This is a genomic window from Mesorhizobium abyssinicae, assembly GCF_049887195.1.
Classification (GTDB): domain Bacteria; phylum Pseudomonadota; class Alphaproteobacteria; order Rhizobiales; family Rhizobiaceae; genus Mesorhizobium; species Mesorhizobium abyssinicae.
Window position 1 is genome coordinate 146,873 of record NZ_JARAKC010000012.1, and the last position, 6,418, is coordinate 153,290.

8 protein-coding genes are annotated in these 6,418 nt (G+C 59.5%); 6 read left to right on the forward strand and 2 right to left on the reverse strand.

Annotated features, from left to right (window positions below; all coding sequences use genetic code 11):
• Positions 1–20 precede the first annotated feature (20 nt).
• Positions 21–1,937, reverse strand: coding sequence for an AAA family ATPase (locus tag PU724_RS23710; RefSeq protein ID WP_354423988.1), 1,917 nt, complete (start codon positions 1,935–1,937; stop codon positions 21–23).
• A gap of 278 nt (positions 1,938–2,215) precedes the next feature.
• Here PU724_RS23710 and PU724_RS23715 point away from each other — a divergent pair, with 278 nt between their 5' ends.
• The 6 genes from PU724_RS23715 to PU724_RS23740 all read left to right on the forward strand — a co-directional run bounded on the left by PU724_RS23715 (position 2,216) and on the right by PU724_RS23740 (position 5,852).
• Positions 2,216–2,728 (forward strand): hypothetical protein, encoded by a 513-nt coding sequence (locus PU724_RS23715; protein ID WP_354423990.1) that lies wholly within the window; start codon positions 2,216–2,218, stop codon positions 2,726–2,728.
• 11 nt (positions 2,729–2,739) lie between these two features.
• Complete coding sequence (locus PU724_RS23720) at positions 2,740–3,249, forward strand: hypothetical protein (protein ID WP_354423992.1); 510 nt, start codon at positions 2,740–2,742, stop codon at positions 3,247–3,249.
• A gap of 246 nt (positions 3,250–3,495) precedes the next feature.
• Positions 3,496–3,975, forward strand: a complete 480-nt coding sequence (locus PU724_RS23725) for a hypothetical protein (RefSeq protein ID WP_354423994.1) — start codon at positions 3,496–3,498, stop codon at positions 3,973–3,975.
• A 202-nt stretch (positions 3,976–4,177) separates the two neighbouring features.
• The gene (locus PU724_RS23730; protein ID WP_127284819.1) at positions 4,178–4,525 is read left to right on the forward strand and encodes a hypothetical protein; all 348 of its coding nucleotides are present in this window, start codon (positions 4,178–4,180) and stop codon (positions 4,523–4,525) included.
• A 90-nt stretch (positions 4,526–4,615) separates the two neighbouring features.
• Positions 4,616–4,987, forward strand: coding sequence for a hypothetical protein (locus tag PU724_RS23735; RefSeq protein ID WP_127284813.1), 372 nt, complete (start codon positions 4,616–4,618; stop codon positions 4,985–4,987).
• A 238-nt stretch (positions 4,988–5,225) separates the two neighbouring features.
• Entirely contained in the window at positions 5,226–5,852 is a 627-nt protein-coding gene (locus tag PU724_RS23740; RefSeq protein WP_354423996.1) for a CDGSH iron-sulfur domain-containing protein, read from the forward strand.
• Positions 5,853–5,989: 137 nt separating this feature from the next.
• Here the strand turns inward: PU724_RS23740 and PU724_RS23745 are convergent.
• Positions 5,990–6,418: ISAs1 family transposase (locus tag PU724_RS23745; protein WP_426213655.1), on the reverse strand; the 429-nt coding region annotated here is incomplete at its 5' end.

The following is a 6,418-nucleotide window of genomic DNA, read 5'->3' on the forward strand; positions in this document are numbered from 1 at the left end:
ACGGCCGCTGGTAAAATTGCCTAGCTCTGCAGTTTTTCTAGACACCGCTCAATTATTAATCGAAACTTCTCAACCGTGGCGCCGTCTAGGGAGTCTCCATCCTTGTAGTGAATCTCCGCGAGATGCAACTGCAGCTGCTTCTTTCCAGAGGACCCGAAAGTCGATTTGATCGCAGAACGGTCAACTTCCGACACCAATTTCTCAATCTCACAGTTTTTAATCGTCGGAAATATATCCGATAGCAGCAGGACGTCTTTCTCTCGCAGCGTCCATTTTTCAATATACCTCTGTCTCGACTTCCTCCCCTCTTCGTCACCGTCGAGCAGTATTACAAACGGATAGCCACGAGACATAGCTATTGATATAAGTGGGTCCAGATGTCCAGCTCCGCCTCCCGGAACAATAGTAATATCGAGTTCTGGAAAGTGCCGCTTACGCGCATATTCCAATGCATAAAAGTCAGAAGGTCCTTCTACCAATATCTGCGGGCCGCTTGCAGCGATCGCGGGCTCCAAGTACATGAGTTTCTCAAGGACCGGTTGGAAATAACTTACCCTAGACCCATTTTCTCCCACAAATCGTCGATAGGACGTAGCAGTTATCAGGGTCGGCAGGACAGAAAAATCGGCACCACCTAAATCCCCTTCATAGTCAATAGCCTCGTTGTTAACAATGTATGCGCCCGAAAGCCAAATAGGGTTTATCATATGATGGCTATGCGTTGAGTAAATAATTATGTTTCCCGCTTGTACAATCTTACTGAAACTTTGAAGAAGCTCAGCTTGTGCTTTAGCGTGTAGATTGGCCGCTGGTTCGTCGAAAAGAAATAAATTCGGGCGGTTGTTCGAGCCACCGAATCGGGTGAACAATAAGAATGAGAAAAACCAGCGAAATCCTAGGGAGCGCTCGCTCAGCGCATACGGGGATTCCCCATCGGACACAGAGATAGAAGCATATGGAATTTCATCCTTACCAGTGTCGATACTCCAATTGACCTCAATCCTCTTAGCTGAGACTGGTCTGTTAAAGATCTTACTCCAAGAGCCAAGCACTTCTTTTGTTATTGCTGTTGAGATTTTCAAGAAGACAGAGTCGATATTCCTCCTCGTTGGATCGCCAAGTAATATGGAAAACCAAAGGGCGACAGGGTTCGATTCCTTGTATTTAGTTATACGCTCTACGACATGCCTTTCAATACTTATTCCCTCTCCCATTGAGTCAAGCACGTTCTGGAGAATAACTCTGTAGTACCTATTTTGAGGTGTCTCTCCATCATGCTCTAACAGGTATATTTTGGAAGGAACATCTACCAGAAACGTTGGAAAATATACGATGTTAGGCAATTTGGAGCTAACGTAGACGGTAGCAAGGTACCATACGTCAGTGAGGCCACTCTTTCGGTCTGGGCGGATGTACTGCTCATACTTTTTTGCCTTGTGACTCTTCTTTACCATAAAGTTAAATTTCATCCAGTAGTTTATAAATTCCTCTGGAGAATATTCGCTGTCTTTATAAGTGTAGCGGCGTTCTATATGAAATTGACGTTTGACAGCATCTTTGTCTAATATAAGACCATTGCTTTTAAATAGATCGGAAATTGCGCTGACGTCAGCATCGTCGAGCAATACGGACGCCTGTATTACGATGCTTTCGCTGAACGCCGCTTTGCGGTCGACGGGAATGAATGAGTTAAATCGAGTCTTGTTGTCGACGTCAAAAAACTTCGTAACGATCTCATCGCGAGTAGTAAACTGCGATATGCCTTCCAAGATTGTGGTTTTGCCGCTTTCGTTTAGGCCAATAAGAGTGATTACCTTTCTGTCCCCGGTAGCACCGAAGGACACCGTCACGTCCTTCGCACCTTTAAAGTTTGTGATCCGAAAATCTTGAATGATTGGCATTTTTGGCCCCCCAAAAGTGTGGAAAGCGTATTTCATTCGTTTTGCCGACACAACTGTTCTGCAACCCGCATCTGCTGCTATCGACCTCTGGAGGACACCTCTGCATCTAAGTAGCATTTCGCGATTTCCCCACTTTCCTGACACCAAACAGAGGCGCTTTGGTCGGTTCAGCTCGCTGGGGATGTTCGAGTCGCGATCGATCGCCGTCGGCTGACGCGATCCGCTTCGCGGGGCGATATGTTTACTGGAGAGCGATCACTATTGGAGAACGTTGTCCCTCTGCGGTATCCTCCCCCAGCTAGGGGAGACACCACATGCGCTCCACCTCGGACACCATCCCCGCGATCGGCCTCGCCATCGGCGGCGCGCTTGGCATGGCGGGCACTTTCGTTGGCAGCGATGCTCTGCGCGAGACGTTGTGGACCATCGACGGCGTGGGCGTCGTCGTCGCGGCAGCACTCCTCACCATGAAATACCAGCGGCTCGGCGATGACCTCGTCGCGGCCGGCTTCCTGACTTTCCTTGCCGGCGAAAGCCTGCTTCTGGCCGGCAATGCGGCGGGGCTTCAGGCCAGTGTGCCTTCCTATGTCGGCGGCATTGCGCTGTGGGCGGCGGGGCTGGTGATGGTCAGCGCCCAAAACACCTTCGCGCTGTGGATGCGGCTCACGGCCCTTGTCGCCGCTATGCTGTTCACCGTCTCAGCGTTGATGATCCTGTGGGGCGCGCCGCTGCTGCCCACCTCGGCGCCTTTGCCCGCCGCCGGCTATCCGTTCCTGGTCCTCACCTTCATCGGCTGGATCTGGACGCTGCTGAAACCCGAGCGGTGAGGGGCGGAAAAATGACCGCGCCGCTCGAGCTCCACAACAGCGCAACGGGAAAAATCCTGCCGGCCATCGGGCCGCTGCTGATCGGCGCGATCTTCGCTTTCGGCGCGCTGCAGGGCATCGCGGCCGGGGCGAACGGCGGGCATGTGCTGGTCATCGCGCTGCTCGGCGCGGGCTGCCTGGCGCTCGGCTTCTTCCTCGCGCGCGGCGCGTTCGACACTTCGGTCAAGGTCGTGCTCGACAGCCAGGGTTTTCGGGACCGCCGCGCCGGCGATGTGCTGGTGCCGTGGAGGAAGGTGAGGAGCGTGCGCCTCACCTCCGGCAAGGGCTCGGCGATGCTCAATTTCGAGCTCACCGAGGAGCCGCCCGACGCCATCAAATACGCGCCCGCCCATGTGGTGAACCTGATCCTGCCCTTCGGCAAGACCATCGTGCACATGGAGGTCTCCTCGCTCGACGCGCGCGGCGACGACATGCTCGACGCGATCCGCAAATTCGCGCCGCATGTGGTGGTGAACAGGTAGGGCTCCACCTTCCCCCACTTGTGGGGGAAGGTGGCCGAGCGAAGCTCGGTCGGGGTGTTGGAAGGAACGAGGCGCTGGCGATCTCTCGCCAACCGCCCTTTGTGGATGAACCGTTGTCGCCAAGCCGAAACCATCCGTCTCGGCGCTTCGCGCCGATCCACCTTCTCCCACAGGGGGAGAAGGAAGAACCGCCCCGCCGCCGCCCCGCCCGCTTATGCTCTACACTCCCACCTCGAAAGCCACGCCATGTCCATCGAACTCCGCAACAGTCCCACCAACAAGTTCTCTTCCGTCGCCGGGTCGCTGCTGATGGCGGCGATCTTTGGCTTCTATACGCTGAAGGGGCTGGTCAACGGCGCCGATGGCGGGCGGGTGTTCTTCGTGGCGCTGCTGGCGCTGGGCTTCCTCGGGTTCGGCGGCTACCTCGCGCGCGGCGCCTTCGACACCTCGGTCAAGGTCACCCTGGATCAGCGCGGCTTCCGCGATGCCCGCCGCGGCGACGTGCTGGTGCCATGGGACAAGGTGCAAAGCGTGCGCCTCTCCTCCCCCGGCAAGGGCTCGGGCGTGGTCAGTTTCGAACTCAACGGGGCGCCGCCCGACGCGCTGGCCAATGCGCTGTTTGGCGGCAACACCGTGCACATGGAGATCAACTCGCTCGACATGAGCGGTCCGGACATTGTCGAGGCGGTGCAGAGATTCGCGCCGCATGTGGTGGTGGGTCGCTGATCTCCCCCCTCGAGCGGGAGATGTCGCCAAAGGCGACAGGCGTCGCGCGTGGAACGCCTGCGCCCCCTTTCGTCACGACAAGGCTCGGCGCTTCACGCGGGGCGCGACCCCCTCTGGCCTGCCGGCCATCTCCCCCTCGAGGGGGGAGATTACGCGCTTCGCCCGCCCATGCTCTACTCTCCACTCTCCAGGACCCGCCGCCATGATTCGCCTCGCCCTCGCCGCCCTGCTCATCGCCGGCCCAGCCCTCGCCGACGACATGTCGGTGTTCGTCCGCAACAAGCGCTCGGACGGCGTCGCGGTCGAACTGTTCAGCCGCGACCGCGATACGGTCTGGCCGGGCGACAACAAGGTCTTCCTGATCCGCCCCGGCGCGCGCAAATCGGTGCCGATCTCCTGCAATCCGGGCGAGAACATCTGCTGGGGCGCCTGGGTCAATGGCGACGACCAGGTCTCCGCCGGCGTCGGCCCCGACAACGACCAGCCCTGCGATACCTGCTGCTTCATCTGCGTGGAACATTCGACGGAAACGATCGACCTGGCGGAGTAGGGGAAAGCGCCAACCAATCCTTCCCCGCTCCAGCCTCGCATGGCATGGTCGAACTCTCGGCCGAGGGGCCGATTCTTTCGGGGGACTGCCATGACTTTCTTCACCGCCCGCCGCATCGCCGCGGCGTTCTTCATCGCCACGCTGGCCGCGCCGGCGGCGCATGCCGGCGACGTCACGTTCGAGATCAGGAACGGCCATCCCAACGCCATGCGGCTCGAGCTCTACAGCCAGGACCGCGACTATGTCTGGCCGGGCAATGACAAGGATTTCTACCTCGACGACGGCGAGACCAAGCAACTGCCGATCTCCTGCGAGGAGGGCGAATCGATCTGCTACGGCGCCTGGGTCGACGGCGACGAGGGCACCTATTGGGGCGTCGGCCCCGGCAACAAGGAAAAATGCGAAGACTGCTGCTACACCTGCAGCGGCGGCGAGACCGAGGAAATCAACCTGGTGGAGTGAGCGATAATCTCCCCCCTCGTGGGGGAGATGTCGCCGAAGGCGACAGAGGGGGTCGCTTCGCGTAAAACGCCAGCGCCCCTTCCTGCGAGAGCCAAGGTCGGCGCTTCACGCGCAACGACTCCCTCTGGCCGCTTCGCGGCCATCTCCCCCTCAAGGGGGGAGACTTGGCGTTCCAGCCAACTTGACGCCCCTCCCACCCTCGCCCTAGCCTGTCTCCACCCAAGAGGAGACCCCACCCATGGCAGGCACGGTCGAAGGCGAGAAGGTCGACGTCTCCTTTTCCGGCAAGCGCTGCATCCATTCGCGCAACTGCGTGCTCGGCAATCCGCACGTCTTCGTGCCCAACGCCAAGGGCGAGTGGATCCACCCCGAGGCGGCCAGCGTCGAGAAGGTCGTGGCGCTGGCGGAGAACTGCCCGTCCGGCGCCATCACCTACCATCGCAAGGATGGCGGACCGCAGGAGAAGCCGCCGGTGGTCAACACCGTGCGGCTGCGCGAAAAAGGCCCGCTGGCGGTGCATGCCGAGATCGTGCTCGGCGACGAGACTTTCTATCGCGCCACGCTCTGCCGCTGTGGTCTGTCTGAGAATAAGCCGTTCTGCGACAACGCCCATATCAAGGCCGGCTTCGCCGCCACCGGCGAGCCGTCGCTGAAGGACACGCCTGCGCTCGAGGCCCGCGACGGGCCGCTGAAGATAACCCCGACCGTCAACGGCCCGCTCAAGCTCGAGGGCAATGCCGAGATCGTCACCGGCACCGGCCACACGATCGACCGCACCACGCGGGTTTTCCTCTGCCGCTGCGGCCATTCGGCCAACAAGCCGTTCTGCGACAATTCGCACAAAAGGGTGGGGTTCGTGGGGTAGCGTCCTTCTCCCCGTTCACGGGGAGAAGGTGCCCGAAGGGCGGATGAGGGGCCGCGCCGGCGTTGGATGATTCCTGCAACGTTGGTGCCAAGCCACCCCTCTCTGCCCTGCCGGGCATCTCCCCCTCAAGGGCAGGGCTATCGCATATGGGTTAGCGCCTGGATGAGATAGTCGTCGTTCCAGGCGCATTTCTTGATGCGGTGGCTGATGGGGACTTTGTCGGCATCGGCTGCCTGGAGGACGTTTCTGGCGATGCGGGTGAGGATTGCGGTGTTTGCCGGAGCATTGTCCTTGCGGGCTCGGGATTGATCTTCGCCCAGATGAACGTCGAGCATCCAATGCAGCCCGTTCTCGATCTGCCAATGCGCCCTTGAGAGGTCGAGGGCTTGCTGTGGCGACAGCAGTGTCGAGGCCATGAACAGGCGCGTCAGCGGTTCGGCCTGATCGCGCCGGCTGGAGATGCGGATGAAGGCTTTATGGCCAGGCATCAGCGGCTCGGCAGCGGCCACGACCTCTGCCTGCCGCCACTCGTCGCGGCCATGGCTGGTCTCGGTCCGCTCCGCGAC